Origin of the sequence: Kistimonas scapharcae, assembly GCF_039540975.1 — a bacterium.
In the GTDB taxonomy this organism is placed as follows: domain Bacteria; phylum Pseudomonadota; class Gammaproteobacteria; order Pseudomonadales; family Endozoicomonadaceae; genus Kistimonas; species Kistimonas scapharcae.
On record NZ_BAABFL010000245.1, the window covers coordinates 1 to 1,424 of the forward strand.

At 43.6% G+C, this 1,424-nt stretch carries 3 protein-coding genes; all 3 read left to right on the plus strand.

All coding sequences use genetic code 11. The features are described 5' to 3' along the window. A partial coding sequence (locus ABD892_RS10700) for a recombinase RecT (protein ID WP_345195616.1) occupies positions 1 to 234 on the plus strand: 234 nt, incomplete at its 5' end. A gap of 35 nt (positions 235 to 269) precedes the next feature. Beyond that, positions 270 to 452, plus strand: a complete 183-nt coding sequence (locus ABD892_RS10705) for a hypothetical protein (RefSeq protein WP_345195617.1) — start codon at positions 270 to 272, stop codon at positions 450 to 452. Further along, entirely contained in the window at positions 428 to 1,351 is a 924-nt protein-coding gene (locus ABD892_RS10710) for an Arm DNA-binding domain-containing protein (protein ID WP_345195619.1), read from the plus strand. Before ABD892_RS10705 ends, ABD892_RS10710 begins: the two co-directional genes overlap by 25 nt. Positions 1,352 to 1,424 lie beyond the last annotated feature (73 nt).

Consider the following 1,424-nt stretch of genomic DNA (forward strand, 5'->3'; position numbering starts at 1 on the left):
CACTTCGATGAGATGGCCAAGAAAACCGTGATCCGACGATTGTTCAAATACCTGCCGGTGTCCATTGAGGCGCAGACAGCTGTAGGTCTGGATGAACGGGCTGAGGCTGGCATTTCACAACAAAACGACACCGTGCTGCAGGAAGGCGAGGGTGGTGTCACGGTTGATATGCGAACAGGGGAAATCATTGAGGGGGATGTGACCTCAGCGGCGGATTTGAACCGGGTGCTTTGAAGGTTAATGGAAGTTGACTGCCATGGGGGCTTTTTATGACCAATTTTGTGCGCATAAGGAAATTTGCTGAGTTGACTGGTTATTCAGAAAAGGCAGTAGAACGCAAAATAGACAGCGGCAAATGGCCCATGGGCAAGATATGGATAAAAGCTCCTGATGGCAGGCGTTTGATTAACCTGGAGGAATATGAAAAATGGGTTCAGGGCGAGATGAGTTAGAAGAAAAAATCATCCTTGCATTAAAAAATGCGCCTGGCGTAGAACGAAATGGTAAAGGTCTGCGAGTAGTGTTTCATTACAATGGGATAAGATGCAGAGAATCATTTGCTATTCCTGTAACAGTCAAGAATATAAAGTATTGTTATGAGCGATTGGTTGCAATAAAGCACCTCATTGCTATTAATCAGTTTGATTATGTGCAGTTTTTCCCGAATTCAAAACGTGCAGCAATGTTCTCGAAAACGGCTGTGCCTATTACATTGGAAAAGCTCTGGGAGCTATTCAAAAGACATACTTTGATGGATGTTAAATCATCAACGTTGTCTGCATATGAGGATATGTTCCATGTCATATCAGGAATAATCGGAAAGAGTAAGGTTGTATCACAGATAACTGATAAGGATGTGCTGGATTATCGTTATATTATCCGTGAAGGTAAGTCAGCGACAACGGCTAATGTACGGCTCTCCATATTAAAACGCCTATTAATTTATGCGGAGGAGTATGGTTATATGACCAAAAAACTATCAAAACATTGTATTCGATTTAAAGAGCGACGAAGAAAACCGGATCCTTTTACCAAGTCTGAGATTCGAAGGGCACTTAACTGTTGTAATGATGCTTTTCATAAATGCTATTTGATAGTGGCGGTATATACCGGTATGCGTACAGGTGAAATCTGCGCACTATGCTGGGAAGATGACGATCTGGATTCGGCAACAATAACAGTGCGATCCACTATCCGACAGGATCAGCACCTCCATGCTCCCAAAACGGGTAATGAAAGGATTGTGAATCTGCTACCACCTGCTGTGGATGCATTGAGGGAAATGCAGTCCCTGACCTTTATGTTAGCGTCGGCAGAGGTTCGCTTTTACGATACTGCGACTAATTTGTAAGTACTCAAAAACTCCTGTGCAGACCACATGGCAGCCAGCATGAGGCGTATTCGATAATATTTGCCAGTCTCGG